The 23,175-nt window shown below is 34.7% G+C and carries 26 protein-coding genes; 12 read left to right on the top strand and 14 right to left on the bottom strand.

Going from position 1 to position 23,175, the window contains the following annotated elements:
• Window position 1: 1 nt before the first annotated feature.
• From ilvN to ilvD, 3 genes are all read right to left on the bottom strand, one after another.
• Window positions 2-487 (bottom strand): acetolactate synthase small subunit, encoded by a 486-nt coding sequence (gene ilvN / locus BR43_RS10295; protein ID WP_034561749.1) that lies wholly within the window; start codon window positions 485-487, stop codon window positions 2-4.
• The gene (gene ilvB, locus BR43_RS10290; protein ID WP_034561747.1) at window positions 488-2,179 is read right to left on the bottom strand and encodes a biosynthetic-type acetolactate synthase large subunit; all 1,692 of its coding nucleotides are present in this window, start codon (window positions 2,177-2,179) and stop codon (window positions 488-490) included. It abuts the gene before it with no gap.
• 74 nt (window positions 2,180-2,253) lie between these two features.
• Complete coding sequence (gene ilvD / locus BR43_RS10285) at window positions 2,254-3,948, bottom strand: dihydroxy-acid dehydratase (protein ID WP_034565039.1); 1,695 nt, start codon at window positions 3,946-3,948, stop codon at window positions 2,254-2,256.
• Between the two features lie 1,021 nt (window positions 3,949-4,969).
• On the opposite strand from ilvD, the gene folB reads away from it, so the two are divergent.
• The 5 genes from folB to folP are packed head-to-tail and all read left to right on the top strand — an operon-like array spanning window position 4,970 to window position 7,752.
• Window positions 4,970-5,332 carry a dihydroneopterin aldolase gene (gene folB / locus BR43_RS10280; RefSeq protein WP_034561744.1) on the top strand — a complete coding sequence of 121 codons (363 nt, stop codon included), beginning with the start codon at window positions 4,970-4,972 and terminating at the stop codon, window positions 5,330-5,332.
• Window positions 5,333-5,830: a 2-amino-4-hydroxy-6-hydroxymethyldihydropteridine diphosphokinase gene (gene folK, locus BR43_RS10275; protein ID WP_034561742.1), complete on the top strand. Its 498-nt coding sequence runs from the start codon at window positions 5,333-5,335 to the stop codon at window positions 5,828-5,830.
• The gene (gene folE, locus BR43_RS10270; protein WP_034561740.1) at window positions 5,821-6,381 is read left to right on the top strand and encodes a GTP cyclohydrolase I FolE; all 561 of its coding nucleotides are present in this window, start codon (window positions 5,821-5,823) and stop codon (window positions 6,379-6,381) included. Before folK ends, folE begins: the two co-directional genes overlap by 10 nt.
• Before the next feature lie 2 nt (window positions 6,382-6,383).
• Window positions 6,384-6,974: a non-canonical purine NTP pyrophosphatase gene (locus BR43_RS10265; protein ID WP_034565037.1), complete on the top strand. Its 591-nt coding sequence runs from the start codon at window positions 6,384-6,386 to the stop codon at window positions 6,972-6,974.
• Window positions 6,967-7,752 carry a dihydropteroate synthase gene (gene folP / locus BR43_RS10260; RefSeq protein WP_034561738.1) on the top strand — a complete coding sequence of 262 codons (786 nt, stop codon included), beginning with the start codon at window positions 6,967-6,969 and terminating at the stop codon, window positions 7,750-7,752. The genes BR43_RS10265 and folP overlap by 8 nt, the downstream gene beginning before the upstream one ends.
• Window positions 7,753-7,948: 196 nt before the next feature.
• On the opposite strand, the gene dhaM is transcribed toward folP, so the two are convergent.
• The 7 genes from dhaM to BR43_RS10225 all read right to left on the bottom strand — a co-directional run bounded on the left by dhaM (window position 7,949) and on the right by BR43_RS10225 (window position 15,185).
• Entirely contained in the window at window positions 7,949-8,320 is a 372-nt protein-coding gene (dhaM, locus tag BR43_RS10255; RefSeq protein WP_034561735.1) for a dihydroxyacetone kinase phosphoryl donor subunit DhaM, read from the bottom strand.
• A complete protein-coding gene (gene dhaL / locus BR43_RS10250) occupies window positions 8,313-8,897 on the bottom strand; it encodes a dihydroxyacetone kinase subunit DhaL (protein WP_034561732.1) in 585 nt (194 codons plus the stop codon). Before dhaL ends, dhaM begins: the two co-directional genes overlap by 8 nt.
• Window positions 8,898-8,909: 12 nt before the next feature.
• Window positions 8,910-9,899, bottom strand: a complete 990-nt coding sequence (dhaK, locus tag BR43_RS10245; RefSeq protein WP_034561729.1) for a dihydroxyacetone kinase subunit DhaK — start codon at window positions 9,897-9,899, stop codon at window positions 8,910-8,912.
• Between the two features lie 209 nt (window positions 9,900-10,108).
• Window positions 10,109-11,491, bottom strand: a complete 1,383-nt coding sequence (locus BR43_RS10240) for a glycoside hydrolase family 1 protein (protein ID WP_034561727.1) — start codon at window positions 11,489-11,491, stop codon at window positions 10,109-10,111.
• A complete protein-coding gene (locus BR43_RS10235; RefSeq protein ID WP_034561724.1) occupies window positions 11,488-12,813 on the bottom strand; it encodes an alpha-L-fucosidase in 1,326 nt (441 codons plus the stop codon). The genes BR43_RS10240 and BR43_RS10235 overlap by 4 nt, the downstream gene beginning before the upstream one ends.
• Window positions 12,800-13,816: a LacI family DNA-binding transcriptional regulator gene (locus tag BR43_RS10230; protein ID WP_034561722.1), complete on the bottom strand. Its 1,017-nt coding sequence runs from the start codon at window positions 13,814-13,816 to the stop codon at window positions 12,800-12,802. Before BR43_RS10230 ends, BR43_RS10235 begins: the two co-directional genes overlap by 14 nt.
• A 40-nt stretch (window positions 13,817-13,856) precedes the next feature.
• Complete coding sequence (locus tag BR43_RS10225; RefSeq protein ID WP_034561720.1) at window positions 13,857-15,185, bottom strand: PTS sugar transporter subunit IIC; 1,329 nt, start codon at window positions 15,183-15,185, stop codon at window positions 13,857-13,859.
• A 779-nt stretch (window positions 15,186-15,964) separates the two neighbouring features.
• Here BR43_RS10225 and BR43_RS19145 point away from each other — a divergent pair.
• The 7 genes from BR43_RS19145 to BR43_RS10185 all read left to right on the top strand — a co-directional run bounded on the left by BR43_RS19145 (window position 15,965) and on the right by BR43_RS10185 (window position 20,452).
• Window positions 15,965-17,455 carry an LXG domain-containing protein gene (locus BR43_RS19145; RefSeq protein ID WP_051933910.1) on the top strand — a complete coding sequence of 497 codons (1,491 nt, stop codon included), beginning with the start codon at window positions 15,965-15,967 and terminating at the stop codon, window positions 17,453-17,455.
• 23 nt (window positions 17,456-17,478) lie between these two features.
• Window positions 17,479-17,994, top strand: a complete 516-nt coding sequence (locus BR43_RS10210; RefSeq protein ID WP_034561718.1) for a hypothetical protein — start codon at window positions 17,479-17,481, stop codon at window positions 17,992-17,994.
• Window positions 17,995-18,081: 87 nt separating this feature from the next.
• Window positions 18,082-18,468 (top strand): hypothetical protein, encoded by a 387-nt coding sequence (locus BR43_RS10205; RefSeq protein WP_034561716.1) that lies wholly within the window; start codon window positions 18,082-18,084, stop codon window positions 18,466-18,468.
• 348 nt (window positions 18,469-18,816) lie between these two features.
• Complete coding sequence (locus tag BR43_RS10200) at window positions 18,817-19,095, top strand: hypothetical protein (protein ID WP_034561714.1); 279 nt, start codon at window positions 18,817-18,819, stop codon at window positions 19,093-19,095.
• Window positions 19,096-19,097: 2 nt separating this feature from the next.
• Entirely contained in the window at window positions 19,098-19,565 is a 468-nt protein-coding gene (locus BR43_RS19595; RefSeq protein ID WP_084679894.1) for a DNA/RNA non-specific endonuclease, read from the top strand.
• An 18-nt stretch (window positions 19,566-19,583) separates the two neighbouring features.
• Window positions 19,584-20,063 (top strand): immunity protein YezG family protein, encoded by a 480-nt coding sequence (locus BR43_RS10190; RefSeq protein WP_034561710.1) that lies wholly within the window; start codon window positions 19,584-19,586, stop codon window positions 20,061-20,063.
• Window positions 20,064-20,209: 146 nt separating this feature from the next.
• The gene (locus tag BR43_RS10185; RefSeq protein WP_034561708.1) at window positions 20,210-20,452 is read left to right on the top strand and encodes a hypothetical protein; all 243 of its coding nucleotides are present in this window, start codon (window positions 20,210-20,212) and stop codon (window positions 20,450-20,452) included.
• A gap of 54 nt (window positions 20,453-20,506) precedes the next feature.
• Here the strand turns inward: BR43_RS10185 and jag are convergent, their stop codons facing one another.
• From jag to rpmH, 4 genes are all read right to left on the bottom strand, one after another.
• Entirely contained in the window at window positions 20,507-21,250 is a 744-nt protein-coding gene (gene jag / locus BR43_RS10180) for an RNA-binding cell elongation regulator Jag/EloR (protein WP_034561706.1), read from the bottom strand.
• Window positions 21,251-21,302: 52 nt separating this feature from the next.
• Window positions 21,303-22,139 carry a membrane protein insertase YidC gene (gene yidC, locus BR43_RS10175; protein WP_034561704.1) on the bottom strand — a complete coding sequence of 279 codons (837 nt, stop codon included), beginning with the start codon at window positions 22,137-22,139 and terminating at the stop codon, window positions 21,303-21,305.
• Between the two features lie 35 nt (window positions 22,140-22,174).
• A complete protein-coding gene (rnpA, locus tag BR43_RS10170) occupies window positions 22,175-22,513 on the bottom strand; it encodes a ribonuclease P protein component (protein ID WP_034561701.1) in 339 nt (112 codons plus the stop codon).
• A gap of 141 nt (window positions 22,514-22,654) precedes the next feature.
• A complete protein-coding gene (rpmH, locus tag BR43_RS10165) occupies window positions 22,655-22,789 on the bottom strand; it encodes a 50S ribosomal protein L34 (RefSeq protein WP_010052317.1) in 135 nt (44 codons plus the stop codon).
• Window positions 22,790-23,175 lie beyond the last annotated feature (386 nt).

Below are 23,175 nucleotides of genomic sequence, written 5' to 3'. Positions count from 1 at the left end.
CTTATTTTTTAGGACTTCTAGTGAAGCCGGTTACGCCTGTTCGGGCAATTTGTAAAATGCCATATGGGGCGATTAAGTCAATAAAGCCTTCTACTTTTTCGCTTGTTCCAGTTACTTGAACCACAACATTATCTGTCCCAACATCAATAATCTGTCCTCTAAAAGGCTCTAAAATCGCATTGATTTCTGGTCGAATAGCAAGTGGAGCTGTTACTTTAATTAACGCTAATTCACGCTCTAAATGTGGACAATCTGTAATATCTTTAACTTTTAAAACATCAATCTGTTTATTTAATTGTTTAATCACTTGCTGCGCTTCATCTTCTGTATCGATATCAACCACGATCGTAATTCTTGAAACTTCTGGCTCAATCGTACGTCCAACTGAAATACTAGAAACATTGTACTGTCTGCGAGAAATCACTCCTGTAAAACGATTCATGACACCTGTTGCATCTTTGACTGTTGCTGTAATGACTCTACGCATCTACCCCACCCCTTCCATTGCATGATTTGGTTGACCAGATGGAACCATTGGCAACACAACTTCATCTGCTGGAATCTGGATATCAATTAAAACTGGACCAGATTGATTAAAAGCTGCAGTTAAATCTGCTTCCAGAGTAGCTGGATTTTTCAACAAAACACCATTAATATGATACGCTTCAGCCAACTTAATAAAATCCGGTTGACTATTAAACTCAGAATGAGAAAAACGGGCTCCATGGAATTTTTCTTGCCATTGGTGAACCATACCTAAAACTCCGTTATTCAAGATAACTATTTTTACATTTAGTTGATATTCTTGTAAAATCGCTAGTTCTTGGTTCGTCATTTGAAAACCACCATCACCCACAATACAGACTACCGTTTTATCTGGGAAAGCTAACTGTGCCCCAATTGCTGCCGGAATTCCGAATCCCATTGTACCAAGACCACCACTAGTAACTATCTGATAGCGATGTTTAAATGGATAATATTGCGCTGTCCACATCTGATGTTGTCCAACATCTGTAGCAACTAAAGCATCACCATGAGTAATTTTGCCAATAATCTCAATGACCTTTTGTGGCTTTATCACTTCTGTTGAATCTTTGTAACCATACGGATAACGTTTCTTGCGACTTTGGGTTAAAGCTTGCCATTCGCTTGTATCTACTTTTTCAGTTAAGTTCTGTTGCAACAAATGAGTTAAAACTTCCTTTACGTCTCCTGCAATCGGGATATCGGTTGGAATAACCTTGCCTAATTCTGAAGGATCAATATCAACATGGGCAATTGTTGCTTCTGGTGCAAATTCTTTTGGCGCACTTGCTAAACGGTCATCAAAACGGGAACCAAAATTAATTAAAAAATCACATTCCGTTAATCCCATATTGGCAGTATAAGAACCATGCATACCACCCATTCCTGTAAATAATGAATGTTCATAAGGAAAACTCCCTAACCCTAACAATGTATTAACAACTGGAATTTGATAACGTTCGGAAAATTCTAACAATTCACTTCCTGCTCCTGCGTGATTTACTCCCGCTCCTGCTAAAATCAATGGTTTTTTCGCTTTTTTTAATTGCTCCATAACTTGTTGAATTTGTTCTTCTGCAATTGGGTAGCTTGTTTGATAGCCTGGTAAATCAATCTGTTCTGGACTGGTTTCATCCGTCTCTAAAAACCCAATATCTTTAGGAATATCAATCACAACGGGACCTTTTCGACCTGTTGTAGCAATGTAGAAAGCTTCATTAATAATTCGAGGAATTTCTTTAACATCTCTAATTTGATAGTTGTATTTGGTAATTGGTGTCGTGAGTCCTAACATGTCTGCTTCTTGAAATGCATCTTTTCCAATTCCCGGTCTATGTACTTGACCTGTAAAAACTACTAAAGGAATGGAGTCACTCATAGCATCTGCTATTCCTGTTAAAGCATTTGTTGCTCCGGGACCACTTGTTACTACAACTACACCAGCTTTTCCTGTTACTCGGGCATATCCTTCGGCAGCGTGAACGGCCCCTTGTTCATGTCGCGTCAAAATATGAGGAATATTCGCATCATAGAAAGCATCATATAAGGGTAAAACGGCACCACCAGGATATCCAAAAATTACATCGACCTTTTGTTTTTCTAAAGAATCGACTAGTAACTGTGCTCCCGTTCTTATTCTTTGTTTATTTGACATATCATCACTCCTCTCCAATAAATTTCTCTGCTTTTAATCCTGTAAGAACAAAATTAAAAGCAGACTATTTTTATTTAATCGCCTAATAGTTCATCAGGAATTTTCAATACGCCACCTGTATGAGCAGAAGTTACTAATGCTGTATAACGTGCTAGATAACCTGTTTTTACCTTAGCTTTAAAACGTGGCAATTCCGTTCTACGCTCTGCTAAAACTTCATCACTAACATTGACATTAATTGTACGATTTGGTAAATCAATCGTGATGCGATCTCCGTCATGAATTAACGCAATCGGACCACCTGCCGCAGCTTCTGGTGAAATATGACCAACAGCAATACCGCGAGTAGCTCCTGAGAAGCGCCCATCAGTTATTAATGCAACCTCTTTACCTAAACCTCTTCCTACAATAGAAGAAGTCGGAGCTAGCATTTCTGGCATACCTGGACCGCCTTTTGGTCCTTCATAACGAATAACTACAACATGACCACGAGTAACCGTATGATTATCAATCGCCTCAACAGCCTCATCATGACTGCTAAAACAAATCGCTTCTCCTTCAAATACAGTGACAGAAGGATCAACCCCACCAACTTTAATGGTTGCGCCTTTAGGAGCAATATTCCCAAATAACATTGATAAACCACCAACTGGGCTATATGGATTTTCTTTCGGATGAATAACGGCTTCATTTAAAATCTCTTTGTCTTGATTATTTTCTCTTAACGTTTTCCCAGTAACCGTTATTCGATCTGGATGAATCGCATCACCAACTTTAATCAGCTCGTTGATAATTGCTGGAACACCACCAGCTTCATGAACATCATGCATTGAATAAGCAGATGAAGGAGCAATTTTAGATAAATAAGGCACTCGAGCGGCAATATCGTTAACTCGTTCTAATTCATAGTCAATTCCAGCTTCATTAGCCAAAGCCAACGTATGCAAGACTGTATTCGTTGAACCACCCATCGCCATATCAAGGGCAAATGCATCATCAATCGCATCTTTGGTGATGATATCTCTAGGTTTAATATCATTTTTAACTAAGTCCATCAAATGAAAAGCAGATTGACGAATCAACTCACGACGCTCATCTGAAACAGCTAATGCTGTACCATTATAAGGAACAGCCATTCCTAGAACTTCCATCAGACAGTTCATTGAATTGGCTGTAAACATTCCTGCACAAGAACCACAAGTTGGACACGCATTGGCTTCCATATCAAGAAATTCTTCTTTAGTCATTTTTCCCTCTTTAAACGTTCCAACGGCTTCAAACATTGAAGACAATGTCAAAGCTTTGCCATCTGCTGAAAGTCCTGCTTTCATAGGACCGCCTGAACAAAAAATTCCTGGTACATTTGTCCGAACCGCTGCCAGTAGCATTCCTGGTGTAATCTTGTCACAGTTGGGAATATAAAAAACTCCATCAAACCAATGAGCATTAATTACCGTTTCAGCAGCATCTGCAATGATTTCTCGACTGGGCAAGGAATAGCGCATCCCGATATGTCCCATTGCAATCCCATCATCAACTCCAATAGTGTTAAATTCAAATGGAATACCACCAGCTTCACGAATCGCTTCCTTGGCAATATCTGCTAGTTCTCTTAAATGAACATGTCCTGGAACAATATCGATATAAGAATTACAGATTGCAATAAATGGCTTATCCATGTCACCTGATGCCTTAATCTGTCCTGTTGCATGTAATAAACTTCTTGCTGGAGCTTGTTCAACCCCTTTTTTGATTTTGTCACTACGCATTGGTATTTCCCCATTTCTTTTGATTAGCATTTGATTTTTTTGATAAAAAAAGACATCCCGAAACAATGGGATGTCTAACTGTTTAGTAGCTAGAATCCCGTTTTGTAAATCGAAAACAGGACTCAAACTACTGAATATTTTCAGTGTTCAAAGCCCTCTAAAGTAATAAGAATGTAATGACTGCGTTAAATGTTGATTGAGTATTCATTGCTTTTGTATTCATCGTTTTCATAGTCATTACCTCCTCGTTTTTTTTATTAGGTTGAACGCTTATCATCAGTTCATTCATTTTTAATCTTATTCTAATCTTTATGTTATTAATAATTTAACGCTTTTCCATGGTGATGTCAACCTATTTTATTAAAAAAAACAAAGAAAAAAATAGATATCATCATCTAAATCTCATCTAGCCCTTGTATTGTCAGACTTTTCAAACAAATTAACAGTCAATTTAGTGCAATTTTTATTTTTTAAATTTTATCCTATTTTTTACAAGATATATACCCTACTTCGGCCATCACATTAATAATTTTAAGTTCTTCACTAGATTGATGGATTCTTTTGCAAGACTACTAAAATTAATTCGTTCATTTTCTTTCGCCCACTATTAAAAAAAACTTCAACTTTATCTTTTTTCAATTATTTAATACTATCCTCTTCATTAGTAAAAAGAATCCTTTGTTCCTATGTCTATATTTATAAATATTCAAACGTTATTTTATTACGAAGTCCATCAGAAATAACAAACTTTTTTAGTTTCTAAACATCCTAGATATAAAACACAATTTTGTTCATAAAAGAAAAAATAAAGTAAAAAAAAATTGCTTAAGAAAACCTATTTTGTTAAGAACTTATGCGTAATTTATACTAAAACAGCCTTATCTGAATAGAATACTCTAGCAGCATTTTAGTGGATAATTCGACAACAATTTTTATTCCATGATAGAATCCATATAGAATAAAATGAATCATCAAAATAAAGTTATTTTATTAAAAAAAGTTCAAGAAAAGGAGCAAAATAATGGATAAAATCAGAATTAATAATTTAAAATTTTATACTCATAACGGTGTTCTTAAGGAAGAAAAACGATTAGGTCAACAATTAGAGATAGATATTGAACTGCAACTCTCCCTGAGAAAAGCTGGGGAAACAGACGATGTAAGTCAAACTGTGAATTATGCTGAAGTCAACGAAAAAATTGCACAACATACTAGTCATTATTCTTATGATCTAATTGAAGGTTTAGCAAGCGGAATCCTAGATGATCTTGAATCAACCTATAGTAAACAACTGAAAAAAATCATCATACGAGTTCGGAAATATAGTGTACCAATGCCTAGTATTTTTGACAATATTGAAATTGAAATGGAGAGAGAATTTTAAATGATTGGATATGTCGCATTGGGGAGTAATATAGGAAATAGAGTTACTAATTTGATAACTGCTCGAGACTGCTTAAATATTGACGAGGAAATTTGTGTACTTTCTTACTCTAGGCTATATAAAACAGCTCCTTATGGATACACCAATCAACCAGAATTTTTGAATGCTGTACTAAAAATTGAAACAAGCTATTCAGGGGAAGAACTTTTAACAGTTACTCAAGGAATTGAAAAGAAAATGGGGCGAGAAAAACTAATTCACTGGGGTCCACGTTTAATTGACATTGATATTTTACTATTGGGGAAAGGAACAATAATCTCTGAACAATTAACCATTCCACATATCGAATTAACAAAGCGCTCTTTTGTCTTAGTTCCATTAAAAGATGTTTATGGTGAAAAACTACTATTTGGTAAAAGCCTTACTAAATGGATCCAAGATAGTGGTAACCAAAATGAAGTTCAACTAACAAATATGGAGGAATGGACATGTCACTAGAAAAAAAAGAGAAAATAGAACAGGCTGTTCGACTGATTTTAGATGCTGTTGGTGAAGATATTAATCGTCCTGGGTTAGCTGAGACACCTAGACGGGTAGCTAATATGTTTGAAGAAATTTTTAGTAGTTTAACTGAACCAGAGTTTCATGATTATAAATTATTTGATAGTGATAACGAGGGAGAAATGATTTTAGTAAAGGATATTCCCTTTTATTCAATGTGTGAACATCACTTATTGCCCTTTTACGGAAAAGTTCATATTGCTTATATTCCAGATGGCAGAAAAGTTATCGGATTAAGCAAGCTCCCACGTTTAGTTGACTACTGTGCCAAGCAACTAAATGTTCAAGAAAATTTAACTAGTTCTATTGCTAAAAAATTAGAAAAAAATATTCCAGTTAAGGGAATTGCAGTTGCAATTGAGGCCGAACATCTTTGTATGATGATGCGCGGTGTAAAATCTTCTCATAGCCAAACTAAAACTTTTTATGCTTTGGGAGCTTTTAAAGAAATTGAATGGAAAAATCAATTTTTAATGGAGATTTTATAGACATGAAATTAATTGTAGGAACTAATAATCCAAAAAAATTGCAAGAAATGCAGTTAGCTCTAGGAAATTCTGAAATGACGTTCATTTCTTATCAAGACTATCTAACTATTCAAGAACGTCCCATAGAGATTGGGACAACTTATGAAGAAAACGCATCTATAAAAGCTTTCTTCTATCAAAAAAAACTTAATTTACCGGTCTTAGGAGATGATGGTGGGCTTGAAATAGAAGCTTTTCCAGACTTATTAGGAATTAAAACACATACATTTTTTCAATCAAAAAATTCTGAAAAACAAAATCAGGAGCTACTAAATTTATTTACTGAACTAAATCAACCTAGAACCATAACATTACACACAACTTTAGTTTATGCCATAAATAAAGAAAAGAAGCTTGTAACTCAAGCTTCACTTACAGGTGAATTAGTAAAATCTAGAGGCATAGGTGGTTATGGATTCGACTCCATTATTTATGTTCCGAAATTGCACAAAACACTCGCAGAACTCACTGAAAAAGAACGTTTTGATTTAAGCCCACGTATCCAAGCCTTACGATGCATGATAGAGAAGATACAGGAGGAGTTGCATGATTAATTTTAAAAAAAATTATCAAATTATGGGAATTGTAAATACAACACCAGACTCTTTTTCCGATGGTGGAAAATATCAAACACTTGAAAAAGCTCTTCAACATGCACAACAATTAATTGAAGAAGGCGCTGATATATTAGATATCGGTGGTCAATCAACTCGTCCCGGCTACCATGAAGTCTCCTCAAAAATCGAGATGGCGCGTGTTATTAATTTGATTAAAGAAATTCGTAAAATTAGCTCAATTCCACTCTCTGTTGATACTTATTATCCAACTGTTGCTGAGGTTGCTATTCAAAATGGTGCTTCAATAATAAATGATATTAAGGGATTAGATTCTCCTAGAATGGCAGAAACAGTAGCAAGTTATCCTGGGATACAGCTAATTATTATGCATTCTCGTAAACGAAAAGATACTATTTTAGTAGAAGAACTTCAGCAATTTTATGAAGAGAAAATACGACAATGTCAAAAATGGAAAATTCCACTAGAAAATATTTGTTTTGATCCAGGAATTGGATTTCATAAAACTTTAGAAGAAAATAGTGCTATTCTAAAAAATCCGTCTGCTTTTCGTTACCAAGAGTTTCCATTACTTATTGGTCTTTCACGTAAACGAATAATTGGACTGATGACAGGTGAAGAAAATCCAATTGAACGCGACTTTGGATCCGTTGCAGCTTCATTATTTGTTGCAAATCAGGGTGTTGAACTGATACGCACCCATAATGTCAAAAGCTTGAAACAAGCTTTTGATGTGTGGACTCAACTAAAGAAATAAAGAGTTAATTATCCGTCAAATTCTATACTATTTACTAAAAAAGAATACAAAACAAAACTAAATATGCGTTTTGTTTTGTATTCTAAATTTATTGTAAAGGTTAAAAAAATCTATCTCTTCTACAAGAATCTGCCATTATTTAACCAGCGACTAGTAATTTTCTTTTATTGCTAGGAACTAAACACTTTTTTCTAAATCATTTAATCTTCATCGGATTCAATTGCTCTTCAATCATACTTAACTCTGCACCTGCTTGAATCAAAGCTGCTGCCGTATAGCTACTTTCAATAAAAGCCGTATCATATAAATGGACGGTTCTATCTGCTAATTCCATCACCATTTCTAGATTCATCTTGGCACTACCTAGATCATAAAAAGCCAACAACTCTTCGCCTTCATTTGCTTCAAAGGCTGCTTGAATTTTTTCAAAACTTGTTCCAACTTGATTATCATCCGTTCCGCCAGCAAAAGTAATCGGCACATCTTTGGCAACTTCTTTAATCAGCGTAACCACACCTTCCGCAATAGCTGGAACATGAGAAACCACCACTACACCTAATTTACTCATTTTCAACACCTGCCTCAATCATAGTTTCAAATAAATACCCACTAGAAACCGCACCTGGATCTAGATGTCCAATTGAACGATCGCCAAGATAGGATGCACGCCCCTTTGTTGCCTTCATTTCTTTTGTATGATTTACAGCAACTTCAACGGCTTCCTTGGTTAATTGTTTCTCTTTTACTGCTTCAATTACTGGTACCCACGTATCAATCATCGTTTTTTCACCAGCTGTCGCTTTCCCACGTTTTTCAATTCCATCTAATCCAGCTTGTAAAATAATCCCTAGATCATCGGAGGTTCCTGCTGCCTTCGCCATACTAATAAAGGCTGATCCATAAAGCGGACCTGACGCACCACCAACTTTACTTACTAAAGTCATTCCCACTAGTTTAAAGATATCCACTAGAGTTTCAGGATTTTTCTCTTCCAAGGCTTCCTTAACTGCTGTTGTGCCACGAGCCATATTCATTCCATGGTCCCCGTCCCCAATAGCACTATCTAACTCACTTAAATAATCTTTGTTTGCGTTAATTTTATCTGTAAAAAGGATTAACCATTTTTTCGTTGCTTCTGGATTCATCTGCGTTTCCTCCTACCAAGATATTGTATTTGTTGCATAATGCAAATTATCTAACCAAATCGGTTCTTCTAATTTGATTAACGTTAACGAAAGTCCTGCCATATCAATCGCTGTCATGTAATCCCCAACTTTTTTGAAATCAATGACTAAACCGTCTGCTGCTAGTAACTCTTTCACGTCATTCGTAAAAATATATTGCTCCATCAAAGGTGTGCTACCTAAGCCATTTACCAATAACCCATAATGTTCCCCAGATTGCCAATTAAACGCAGCTTTTAACTTAGATACAATCTCTTTCGCCAAATCCTTAGAAGGAGCTATCTTTTCACGACGATAACCCGGTTCGCCATGAATTCCCACACCAAATTCAATCTCATCATCTGCCAAAGTAAATCCTGGTTTTCCTACCTCGGGAGCCGTTGCGCCAGATAAAGCCACACCCAATGTTTTAATATTAGGTACAATTTTATCTGCTAAAGCCTTAATTTCTTCAAGATTTGCTCCTTTGTCTGCGGCAGCACCTAATATTTTATGCACTAAAATCGTTCCTGCTACACCACGTTTTCCTGCAGTATAAGTACTGTCTTCCACTGCAATATCATCATCTACTACAATAAAATCAACCTCAATATCATCTAACTCAGCCAATTCTTTGGCCATATCAAAATTCATAACATCTCCTGAATAATTTTTAATAATTAAAAAAACACCAGCACCTTCATCTACTGCTTGAATAGCTGCTAAGATTTGATCTGGAGTTGGTGACGTAAATACAGGACCACAGACTGCTGCTGAAAGCATTCCTTCGCCAACAAAGCCAGCATGAGTCGGTTCATGTCCGCTACCACCACCACTTACTAGTCCCACTTTATTTTTCGATTTTTGTTTCCTTACAATAACTCCAGTTTCAGGTAAACGTTCCACTAAATCATCGTGAGCATAGACCAAACCTTCTAACATCTCATCAACGACAGCCTCTGGGTGATTCATAATTTTTTTCATCTACGATTCCACCTTTCTTTATAGTGCTTTTCTTGAAAACTATGTTAACAGACAAAAACCGATAAATGTCCACGCTTACATTCTAAGTATAAAAACAGCTTCCGTCAAATATGAGGACTTCATAGCGAAATAAATCAATTTATTTTCTCAATAAATATAGAAAAAAGTTTGAATTAGCTAAATTAACTAATCCAAACTTTTCAATTAAATTAAGAAATTTCATTTTTTTCAGAAACATTTTTATACCACAAACCACTTTTTTTCATGGTTCGCTTAAAACGATCCTCTAAATCAACACGATAAAAACCATATCGATTACGATACCCGTTCAACCAAGACCAACAATCAACAAAGGTCCACGTATGGTAACCAAAACAGTTACTACCTTCTTCAATTCCTTTGTGCAAAAATTCAAGATGCTCTTGCATAAACTCAATTCGATAATCATCCTGAATCATACCATGGTCATCCATAAAACGCTCTTCGTTGGCAACGCCCATCCCATTTTCACTAACATACCAAGGTAGATTTTTATACTCATTTTTCATCATCATTGCCACATCATACAAAGCATTTGGATAAATTTCCCAACCACGATAGGGATTAATTTTTTTATCTGGCCAATCATAAAGAACATAGAAATCTTCTGGCATTTTTGCTGGAAATTGAGGTGCCGGTGCAGCTTGAACTCTACGTGGTTGATAATAATTTAAACCAATAAAATCAACTGTATTTTCCATTATTAACTCTTTATCTTCTACTTCTGTTTCTGGTAGCAAATGATTATCAGCTAACAATTGAATCAACTTCTCTGGAATAATCCCATGAACAGCTGGATCAAGAAAACTTTTAGTCGTTAATAAATCAGAATTTTCTTTTGCTAGTAAATCTTCTGCTGCTTCACTTTTAGCATAAGCAGGAGAGACATTTAAGATAATCCCAATAGTTCCATCCTTCATGTTTACATCACGAAAGGCTTTAATTGCCAATGTGTGGGCCATTAATGTATGATAACCTACTTGGACAGCTTTTTTGAAATCAACGATTGCTGGATAATGAAAACCATAAAGATACCCACATTCAATATGCACTAAAGGTTCATTAAAGGTCGTCCATTTTTTCACTATATCGCCAAACAATTCAAAAGCAATTTTTGCATAATAAGCGAATGCATCGACTGATTCTCGCGTTTCCCAACCACCTTTTTCCATTAACCACATCGGCATATCAAAATGAAAAAGATTGATGACAGGCTCCACACCTTGCTTCAGCATCTCTTGAAAATACGTACGATAAAAATTCACAGCTTCTTGATTGACTGTTTTGCCATCTGGTAGCAAGCGAGTCCATGCAATCGACGTACGAATAGAATTTAAACCAATCTCTTTCATTTTAGCGCAATCATCAAGATACAGATCATATACATTTGAAGTGTTTTCCGGACCTTGGTTCTGATTAAATTTTTCTGGTGCAATCGAAAACCAATAATCCCATGTTGAAGGTGATTTTCCATGTTCTAAACTATGCCCCTCTGTTTGTGGTGCAGATAATGCAGCTCCCCATAAAAAGCCTTTTGGAAACTTCTTAGTCATACTGTTTCCTCCAATTCAATTACTAAACCACCAAAAATATGTTTTCCAACTGGAACTTGAATCGATTCATTTAAATAAACACAGTCTTCACCAGTCTCAAGATCAACAACTCGTTGAATGAATTTAGAGATTTGAGTCAAATTAATCTTTATCTCACTATCCTTAGTTTTGTAAAAAACATAGATCTTATTTCCTTTTTGAGTAGCATACCATTCCTCTGAACTAACTGTTGAAATTGGACGAGTTCCATAAATTCCATCACCAAAAATAGCTAACCAATCCCCTAGTTGTTTCATTAGTTTTAACGATTCCTCTGGTAAAGTACCATCTGGTTTTGGCCCAACACCTAAAATAACATTTCCACCTAAAGAAACAATTTTAATCATAGATTCAAGAATCTCCTCAAATGATTTATATAGGTCATTTGGTACGTAGCCCCAATTTTTGGCTAGTGGAATATTGCTTTCCCACGCCTTCACAGGAGGTATTTCAGGGATTTTACGTTCAGGAGTAACATAATCCTCGTATTTTCCACCAATTGTACGATCTACCATTAATAAATCAGGTTGAATGGTTCTCAACTTTTCAACAATCCGATCCATATCAAGAAATTCATGATTGCTACTGTTCACCCAACCACCATCTAACCATAAGATATCTAGTGGTCCATAGTTTTCACAAATTTCAACTAGTTGATTTTCAACAAATCGATCAAAACGACTCCAGATTTCTGGATTTTTTTTGGGATCATAGCTGGCAAATCTACCTTTTGGTCGTTGATCAGGTACCCAATAATCAGGTGAATGCCAATCTGCCTTAGAATAATAGGCACCTGTATTAATTCCAACAGACCTAAATGCTTCATTTACATAATGTAAAATATCTGCTTGCTGATTTGTATGGAATTTACTAGTAGGAGCGGTAATTTTATACTCACTAAACTTAGTGTCATACATATTAAATCCATCATGATGCTTTGTTGTAAAGAGCATGTATTTAAATCCTGCTTCTTTGGCTTTTTCCGCCCAGTGTTGTGGATCAAAATTTATAGGATTAAACGTTTGGTTTAACCCCCAATAGTCATTTCGCAATTGATCAATATCTCCACGCCAAGCACCTTTCTTCCTTGCCCATTCATCTTCTTCTGATAGCTGCCATGACTCGACAATTCCTGCTTCAGAATAAAGTCCCCAATGAAAAATCACACCAATTTTTTGATCTTTGAACCATTCTAATTTTTGCTGGATACCTTCTGAAAGTTCTCCATACGCTTCTTGTTGAGAATCCAGATTCTCTTCAATATCTTCTCTAATCTTCACCATTTTTATTATTCCTTTCCTTAACTGAATCACGCCATAAAATATCATTAGGAACAACAAAAATATCGCCTTGTAACTGCCCATGATTGCGAATTTTTTCCATCATACGATTAGCTGCTAATGTTCCAATTTCCTTTACTGGCTGACGAATAACTGTTAATTTTGGATTGAAAATATCACTAGCATCAAAATAATCATAGCTAGCAAAAGAAATATCCTCACCAATTTTAAGTTGTTGCTCATAAATTTCTTGTAATGCTCCTAAAGACATATTGTAATTACAGACGAATACCGCTGTTATCTCTTCATTTTTCAAAAGATGCTTCATTCCTGTATAACCACTTTGTTTTGAGTAATCACCATAGTAAATTACAGCATCTTCGATAGGATAATTATTTTCAGCAAAAGCTTCTAATACCCCATCTAAACGTTCTCGTGCAACATAATCTGTCTGTGGTGCCGCGATTATGCCGATTTTTTCATGTCCAAACTGTAACATTTTTTCGATTACTTCTTTTGTACTTTGTTTGTTATTTACAACAATTGAATCAACCATATCAAATTCCATGGGTGTATTCACTGAGATTACGGGAATATCAACATTTTTTAGTTGTTGTACAGCTTCCCAATCCTGCTCCGCTTCAAAAATAATTAAACCATCAATTTTTCTTGAAAGAAGGAAATCAAGCTTTCGTTCAACTTGACTATAATCATTACGGAAACCACTTAATAAAATACTATAACCAAAACGTTCTAACTCATCTTCAATTTGAGCAACCATTGAGGCTGAAAAATTACTCTGCATATTATTCATCAATAAACCAATAGACAACGTTTGATTACTTTTAAGTGCTTTTGCCAATGGGTTTCCCTTATATTCCAACGCTTCAATAGATTCTTCAATTTTTTTCATATTTGCCGGTTTTAACTGATAACCATTTAAATATCTAGACACACTTCCTACTGAAACTCCTGCGTGGTTCGCAACTTCTTGAATTGTAGCCATAAATTCCCTTCTTTCTTTTTATCTTGATTTATTTTTAACCTTAGTCTGTAGTATTGTTTTTCATCGCTTTATTACTTAAAATAACAAATGGCAAATATAAGAAAATATCTAAAATAAATAATGCAAGAGATAATAATGTTGCAGGAATATCGCCAGCAGTAGTTACCCAAGCCGTTAAAATAGGCGGCAATATCCACGGAGGAATAACGACACTTTTAGCAACTAATCCTAATGCTGTCAAAGGATAGGCAATCGCTAAATTTATCAGTGGTACGCATATAAAAGGAACCATTAAGAATGGATTCATCACAACTGGAATCCCAAACATAACTGGTTCTGAAATATTAAAAAGACTTGGAACTAAACTTATTTTGGCAACATCTTGATAATCCTTACGTTTTGATGCTACAAAAATAGCAATTAGTAAAGGTAGAATCGCTCCGGTTCCTCCAAATAAGGTATACATTCCAATCCAAGGATTTGTTACAATATTCGGAATGGCCTGCCCTGCATTAAATGCATCAATATTTTGTTGAATAGCCGTTAACATTGGTGGCGATGTAACGGATGATACAATATTTTGACCATGTAATCCAAAGAACCAAAAAACTTGTGTAAATAATTGAACAACAAACAGCCCAAACGGACTTTCCATTGCATATTGTAGCGGCGTTGAAATAATTGTTTGAATAATATCTGGAACTGTCAAACCTGTTCCTTTAACAATTGCAAATGTCCCCACTGCGAAAATAATAATCACTAAACACTCTGGAATCAAAGAATTAAATGATCCGGCAACTGCAGGAGGCACACCATCTGGCATCTTAATACGTAATTTTTTACTTTTTGATAATTTTACTAACAATTCTGTCCCTAACAGTGCTGCTAAAATCCCAACAAACAGTCCACCAGATGAGGTTAAAGACTGTAAATACACTCCAGAAACATCAACTGCTTCAGTTGTTCCTACAGGTGTAACTTGATTAAACAATGGAAACATAATTAATGCAAGTGCTAGACTTAAAATACCTGCATGCAGCTCACTTAAATTCTTCTTCTCGATAATCCCATTACTAATATAGTGTTTTGCTAACCGGTAACCAATTAAAAATGTAATAAAGATAGTCATAATCCCCATTGTTCCATTATTGACCATTAAAGCAAGATCTGATAACGACGATAAATCAACATACTGATTAATCGTTGCATTAGAAAATATAAGAGCATTGAACAAAGTAAACAATGAATTTGCCATAATAATTGGCATAATATCAATAAAGCTGTCTCGCATAGCAACTAGATGACGTTGGTTGGCCATCTTAGTCGCAACTGGCATTATTAGGTTTGATATCTTATCTGTGACTGACATTTTTTTCCTTCTTTCTTCATAATATCATGTTTTTGAATCGATTCAAATATGATATTAGCAATAAAAAAACTTTTTTGCAAGCGTTTTTTTATTTAATTTTCAAACTCTAATAACTAGATATTTTCAGTGTATTTATTGACATTTTTTTAATAAACTGATTTTCTTATAAACTATTACGTTATTTTTAATAAAAAAACATACGAATAAACATTAGACTTTTCACTATTTATTTAAAAAAATTTTTGAAAGAAAAAAGAGCAATGTATCGATTTTACAATTCATACTTATGAAAAAATACTTTAATTGATGGCCAACAGAAAAAGCAATCTAACTAATCAAAGTATCATAAGTGGTTTTCAGCATCTACATGTGAATAATGATTATGTAAAAGTTGATATTTCAAAAATCAATATTTATAAGTAATAAAACTAAAGACAGCTAGGCAGAATTCTGATTAAACTTATCAGAGATTTGGCTAGTTCATTAAAAATAAATAAATTATATAAATTAAAATAACATTATGATTTTTCAGTTTTCATTATAGAAAATATATGCTAGAATTTTAAATAACCACAATTATAAAAATAGAAATCTATGCCAAAAATAAAAAGTGATTGAATAGGCACATCTAAAAAGCGACCGCCTTGAATCAAGAGATGTACAAATATATTTAAAGGAAAGTAACAAGGAATTAACCCGTGAAAAACTGGAACTTCAACACAAATTAGCTGACGGGACATATGAAAGAAAAGTCATCCTAGCTGAAAAGGAGGAACGTCATGAGCAGTGATATGTACGTTTCAGCTTCAAAAAAACAAGCGGTTAGCGTGAGTGCCATGAGCAAAAAACAAGTACAGGATTATGAAGATGTCCAGAAAGCCATTCGTGAGTTTACCTTGAATAGCCCTTTTCTGACAGGAAAAGCCTATGATTCAGCGAAACAGTATTTTTCATTAGTCTTATATCCGTTAGGTCAAGCGGGAATTTTATTATCCGAGGCTGTGGAGCGAGCAGTAAAGCGATTGCCGGAAGACTACCAAGATCAAGTAGATAGTGGGGATTTGAAGCAATCGGAATTGGAAGAGAAAATCAGGCAAGTGAACCAATTATTAGGTCAAGCCGAAGACATTCGAGAACTGATACAATCAGTACATACGCCAGATATACTAAAAAATAGCCAGCTCCAAGCCAATATGCAACTGTTGAATTTGTACAGTGATGTGAAGCGAAGTTTGGAAGAAAAGCTGGATCAATTACTACGGTTTAACGCCTATTCTGAGACGATTTTTTCAGAAGTGGACGCGTTACAACAATTGATTGAGCAAGGCTTGAAACAGACCCAAACGGCTTGGAATGGAGAGAGTAAAACCTTTACAGTGGATCGTTCCAAGATGGATTGGGCGCTAACCGTCAACGAGCAATGGACTAGTCGAGAAAATGAGATCAACGGGATTGACGAAGAGAAAATAAAAGAGTTAGAAGAGTATGAGGTTTATGCTAAACTAGTTTATGATGGCGAAGGCAATCCACAAGTATTTTGGCAGTTGGTGAAGGATGGCAAAGGCGTTAAGAATCCAGCGCTGTATCAATACTTAAAGCGAGCAGGGCATCATTTAGATCCGGATATGTTTGAATTTATCTCGTTGAACGAATGGGATAAAAAAATGAAGGCTGGTTTTCGGGATGGAGTGAATCTTGAAACTGGGGATCGTTATTCTGGGTTTCTGGGTGGACTTGTCAGTAGCTCGCAAGTTGTAGAGGACATGCATACATGGGCAACGGAAGCGGAATTGGCGCAGGCTTTACAAGTGTTGGGATTTAGTTATGCGTCGTATCGGTTGGCTGTGGGGAGTGGGAGTAAAGAAGTTGGTGGGGCTGATGTTCCAAAACATAATGTTGGAGTTGTGCAGTCTAGAATTAATGTTGCAAATGGGAGGACTAGATTTACTCCAAAAAGACCTTCGACAGGAAAACCAGTATCAGCGGGATTTGAACATGTATATGATGGTCACTTTAATAGACCTCTTGCAAATAGTCGTTCTATTTTTTCAATAACTACTGATAAATTAAAACAGGTTTTACAGTCTCCTAATACTGTTGAAGTGACCGTGATAGATATGTCTGGAGGACAATATAAAAGAATTGTTGATACAGGTGAAGTAATTGGAAATACAGCTTTAAAATTTGGTGGGAAGCCTACTAGTTGGATTGAAATAATCACTGACCGATCTGGAAATTTAATAACTACTTATCCAGTTCCAAAACCTTAAAATTACTATATATGGAGGCAATTATGAGAGAAGATATCATTAGTGAAGATTTATTAAAAGATTACTATCAAATTTTTAGTGACCCTCAAAAGTTAAAAGATTTTTTTAGCTATTATGAGGCGTTAGTACAATTTGTAATAAAATACCCTACAGAATTTAATGACGAAGTAAAAGATGAATGGGGTTTAAATGAACTTCTAGATATCAATACAAATGAATATATAGTCACTAATCCAGATATTTGTTTAGATATGGAAGCGAAGCGTTTGGTAAGAGACTATGAAAGTATTGATACATTAGCAATGTCAATTCGAGATACTCTATGGGATATGATCACAGTATATTCTGGGAAAGATTGTCCAGTTACACCAAATGATGAATTGAGGTATATAAAATTAGTCTGTGAGGATAATTCTGATCAGATTCTTTTAGAATGTGCAGGATGTGGATGGACAGAAGATACTAGTGGAAATGAGTACAGGGGACCTTATGGAAAAGTTTTTCCCATAAATCAAAAGGAAATTGAAAAATATGTATAATAAAAAAAGTGTTTGAAATTTGATGAAGATACTTCGATTAGTAACCTAACCATACACTCGTTGGTTAATAGAGAAAGAGGGAAAAATATGAATATAGAAGAAATCAATGCGGAAATCTTGAAAATTAATAATTATTTAAAGAATTGCTTATGGATGGATTTTGAGTTTGTAAGAATGGATGGTGGTGATATAATTGTAGCGGGTAGAATAGATACTTCTTATGATGAATTTGCTATCAATATAGAATTCGGTACACCTTTTTATATTTCTAGTCTATTGTCATGGCATCTAGATGATTCTAAACCATTTATAGAACTTGCAGCTGAAGATGAAAAACAGAAAATCGAAGATAAGTATCAAGTTGAACAAGGAAATTATATTTTTAAAATTAATGCTGAAGATTTTGGAACGGCTCCGATAATCATTGCAAGTAAAAATCTTAAATGCGAAATTGTAAATGAAAAACCATTTTAAAAATTAAAAAGGCACTTTACTATCTGATCAGCATCGGATAGTAAAAGCTTCAGAGCTTTTGATAGTTTATTTTGTTAGATTCCAAGGGTGAAATAGAGAAGTTTTGAAAGAACAAATTCAAATACTAAAAAACGAGGGTATGTTATGCTGAAAAGGCTTGAGGAACAACCCAAGGCTAGCTATTTCGTGAGTTTTTGATGTACTGACACATGTCTAATAAATAAAGTCAATAGCAATGTTAGGAGAGTCTAGCAGTCTATTGACTTTATTTATAGTATTTTACAGATTAGAAGAGTTGTTCTTATAATTCAATATTTAAAACAAGCAGGGCATCATTTAGATCCGGATATGTTTGAATTTATCTCGTTGGACGAATGGGATAAAAAGGTGAAAGCTGGTTTTCGGGATGGGGTGAATCTTGAAACTGGGGATAGCTATTCTGGATTTCTAGGTGGACTTGTCAGTAGCTCACAAGTCGTAGAGGACATGCATACGTGGGCAACGGAGGCTGAATTGGCGCAGGCTTTACAAGTGTTGGGGTTTAGTTATGCGTCGTATCGGTTGGCTGTGGGGAGTGGGAGTAAGAAGTTGGTAGTACTAAGAAGGTCAGTGGGGCTGAAAAGTTAAAAATTGAATACGGTGAACATATTGGCAAAAACGGAAATAAACAATTTTTAAAATCTGATGTAGAATATGTTGATAGTAATGGCTATAAGTATTCAACTGATAATGTTGGACGAATAGAAAATGCATCTGGAGATTTAGTTTTAGGACAGGGTGAAAGAAATGCATATGCTCAACGAACTGTTGGAGGTTCGGATAGGTTGGCATATGATGATGGTGGTCATTTAATAGGCTCTCAATTTAATGGTTCAGGACAATTTGATAATCTCTTACCACAAAACAGCAAAATTAATAGAGTTGGTGGGGAATGGTATAATATGGAAAAAACTTGGGCTGATGCATTAAAAGGTGGAAGTAAAGTTGTGGTAAATATCAAGCCAACATTTACTTTGGATTCGCTCAGACCCGATAGTTTTAACGTTGAATATTGGATAGACGGAGAGAAATTTATTAAATTTATTAAAAATCCTTGATGAAAGAAGATGATAATTATGGAGAACAAATTAGGAGAACTTTACAGTGAATTAGCACAGAAAATTATTTCTATGATTCCAATTAATTGGGATAGAATATATTATTTAGGTGAGGTAGAAAAGGAACAATTAAGTTGGTCATCAGTATTTTACTTTGAAGAAACGGATTCAAAAATATTTGTGAAATCACATAATATTCCAGAAAAATATAGTGTTTCACAACAAATATATGATGAATTACTAGTTGAATTAAATTCATTATTGCTAAAAATATATAGGTGTTTTGAGGAAAATGACCAACCAGTATGGGATCAGTTGGATTTTTCCTTAACTTCCAATGGAAAATTTAATGTCAATTTTTTATACGATAAAATTTCAGAAAATGATAGTGGGCAAGCAAAAAGAGAAATTATTTGGGCATATAATAGTTTTGGATTTAAGCCAAAAGAAGGTACTTTTACACGTAAGTTGTTAAATTCTTATTTAAATGAAAAATAAAAAAGCACTCTGACTCTTGTCAAGAATCAAAAAAGTTAGAGACTTGACTTATTAAGCCAGAACTTACTAATCAAGTTGCCAAAAGCTAGCTGTATTTATAAAATTCATTTCAGTACTGAAAACAAGCAGGACACCATTTAGATCCGATGATGTTTGAATTTATCTCGTTGGACGAATGGGATAAAAAAATGAAAGCTGCTTTTCGGGATGGGGTGAATCTTGAAACTGGGGATAGCTATTCTGGATTTCTAGGTGGACTTGTCAGTAGCTCGCAAGTCGTAGAGGACATGCATACATGGTCAACGGAGGCTGAATTGGCGCAGGCTTTACAAGTGTTGGGATTTAGTTACGCGTCGTATTGGTTGGCCGTGGTTTATTTATATCATTAACAAAAAAGACTAACTTTTGATAAAAATCATCAAAAGTTAGTCTTTGCTATTTTATTAGAATCTTTTTTTCAGTGGTTCAACTACTAAATAACGATGAGGTTCATTCCCTTCAGAATGAGTAATCACTTGGTCATTTTTACTTAGATAGAAATGAATTTGCTTTCTTTCAAAAGCAGGCATTGGCTCTAGGAAAACAGGTTGGTTCGTACGTAGCACTTTAGTAGCAGTTCGATCTGCTAATTGCTGTAAAACTGCCTCACGTCGTTCACGATAGTCTCCAACATTAACGATAGCGGTTAGTTTGCTTTTAGCCTGGCGATGCATTAAGACTTGTGCTAACGATTGTAGAGCGTTTAAAACTTTACCATGTTTACCAATAACTAATCCAGGCTTTTGCGTCTCCATGTGGAATATTGCTCTATCCTGCACGACTTCAACATTTACTTTTGCTGGCGCCCCAATTTCTTTTGAAATATTAGCTAAATAGTCTGATATAAATTTAAAAGCTGCTTCATCATTACGCTCTTCACCTTCGTCTACTAAATCAACTTTGTTTTCTGGTTTAGCTTCCTCAATAGTTGATTCTAATTCGTGTTGCTTAGTTTCTTCTACTGTAGGTTCTTCTTTTTCAAGTTGGCTAATTTCAACCACTGCATCTTTTTTACCAAAACCTAAAATTCCTTTTTTTCCTTCAAAAACAATCTTAATTTCAGCTTCATTTTTAGTTAGGCCTAATTTTTTTAATCCATTTTGAATGGCATCTTCAACTGTCGGTCCGTTAGACGTGTACTTTCCCATCCGTTTTCCCTCCATTTCTATTTCTATCTAGTTTATGAATTAGTTTTATAAATTAACGTTTTTTATTACGTTTTTTCTTAGGATTTTTAGCTTTTTCTAAAGCACGTTGATAATCTTTTTCGGCTTTTTCTTTTTCAGCACGTTCACGTCTAATCTTAAATGGATTATTTAACATCATTGTTTGTCCTACAGAGAAGGCATTTCCCACTACCCAGTATAAAGATAAGGCACTTGGTAAGCTAATCCCCATGAATAAAATCATTGCAGGCATTGCATAAAGCATAGCACCTGTGGCTGGATTCGATTCAGTTTGGCTCATTGTTGACAATTTTGTTGTAGCAAAGGTTAACAATGCTGCTAAAATCGGTAAAATAAAGTAAGGATCTCTTGAACCTAAGTCCATCCATAAGAAATGACCTGATTTTAATACATCTGTCCGACTAATTGCTTGATACAACGCCATTAATACTGGCATTTGAACTAGCATTGGCAAACAACCCATTACTGGATTTACGCCTGCTTCAGAGTAAAGTTTTTGTGTTTCTTCTTTTAATTTATTTTGCGTTTCAGTATCTTTAGATGCATATTTTTGTTGCAACGCTTTAATCTGTGGCTGCATATCGCTCATTTTTCGTGTACTTTTTGTTTGATGATGCATTAATGGTAGTAAAACAATTCGGATAATTATTGTAAATACAATAATCCCTAATCCGTAACTTCCAAAGAAAATATCTGATAAACCTGTGATGGCTCTTGAGAAATTCCAAACAATATATTGGTCCCAGAAACCGGTACTATTTGATGTGATTGGTGCTGTTCCACATCCCGTTAAAACTACCATTAGCACAATAGATGCTAATACTATAAGTAATCGCTTACGTTTACGCACTATTTTTTCCCCTCACTTCATACTTAAATTCACTATTAATTGAGCATTTTTGCTAATTTTAGCACATGGCTCAAACTTTTTTTGACTTCTTTAGTTGTCATTTTAGCTGCTGGAACACGAGCAATCACGATAAAATCTTTATCTGATTTTAATTCGTTTTTCAATTCTGTTAAACTTTGACGAATTTTGCGTTTAACAGAATTTCGCACAACCGCATTTCCAATTTTTTTGCCAACAGAAATTCCAACACGAAAATGTTCTTGCTTTTCTTTAGTCAGGACATAGACAATAAACTGACGATTTGCCGTCGATTTACCGTTATGAAAAACTTTTTGGAATTCAGCTTCTCTTTTGACACGATAAGCTTTTCTCATAATTATTCTCTCATCTCTATCTTTTCTTTCATTATAACACATATAAAAACGTCCCAAGGTCTAATTCTCATATAGGATTTTGGTTAATAAAATTAACACCAATCCCGTATAGAAAAAAAGACCACTGAGACGTTCAGTGACCTATGCAGACAATTCTTTTCTGCCTTTACGGCGTCTACTTTGTAATACTCGACGTCCATTTTTAGTACTCATACGTTTACGGAAACCATGTACTTTTTGACGTTTACGTTTTTTAGGTTGGTAAGTTCTTTTCATTCGTAATACACCTCCTGTAAAAACTATCTCTTATATTCAGTTCTGTTTCTCTCAAAGACAGTCTTGATTATTATAACGAAGCAAAAATAGAGTTGTCAAGTGCAACACTTCTATTCTTATTCACTCACTCAAATATAATAGCATAAATGTTATCAATAAGAAACCTATTTTCATGATATTTATGATAAAAAGTTTGCAATTTTAGTTAAAAAGCGATTTTTTTCTTAAAATAGGGCTTCCAAAAATAAAAATTTCCACTCATATAAATATTATTTCTTAAATTGACTCTTTTCTATTTTATAAATAAATAACTAAAAATTGTAGGACTATTTTTGAATACGATTATAAAATGAGCAACCAAAATAAATTTAACTAAATTCATCCAC

This window comes from Carnobacterium gallinarum DSM 4847 (assembly GCF_000744375.1).
GTDB classification, from domain to species: Bacteria; Bacillota; Bacilli; order Lactobacillales; family Carnobacteriaceae; genus Carnobacterium; species Carnobacterium gallinarum.
This window is presented reverse-complemented; position numbering and strand designations above follow the sequence as displayed.